This window comes from Paenibacillus agaridevorans (assembly GCF_003112455.1).
In the GTDB taxonomy this organism is placed as follows: domain Bacteria; phylum Bacillota; class Bacilli; order Paenibacillales; family Paenibacillaceae; genus Pristimantibacillus; species Pristimantibacillus agaridevorans.
The window spans coordinates 1-276 of sequence record NZ_BDQX01000346.1 but is presented as its reverse complement, the minus strand read 5'-3'; the positions used below and the strand labels follow the sequence as shown (position 1 = coordinate 276).

1 rRNA gene is annotated in these 276 nt (G+C 58.0%); it reads right to left on the bottom strand.

Features of this window, described 5'->3' with window-relative positions:
- Positions 1-152 precede the first annotated feature (152 nt).
- Positions 153-269: ribosomal RNA gene (gene rrf / locus PAT3040_RS27320) — 5S ribosomal RNA — on the bottom strand.
- Positions 270-276 lie beyond the last annotated feature (7 nt).

The following is a 276-nucleotide window of genomic DNA, read 5'->3' as shown; positions in this document are numbered from 1 at the left end:
GGACTCGAACCACCGACCTCACCCTTATCAGGGGTGCGCTCTAACCAGCTGAGCTAAAGGCCCTCAGATATTCCGTTTTTGAGTTTCTTCGATCGAGTTTCCGATACTCTCCCAGCGGGAGAGGCAACGGAGCCTGCTTCTCGAAGTTACCCGCTTGGCGACGTCCTACTCTCCCAGGACCCTGCGGTCCAAGTACCATCGGCGCTGGAGGACTTAACGGTCGTGTTCGGTATGGGAACGCGTGGTTCCCCTCCGCCATCGCCACCAAACGGATAG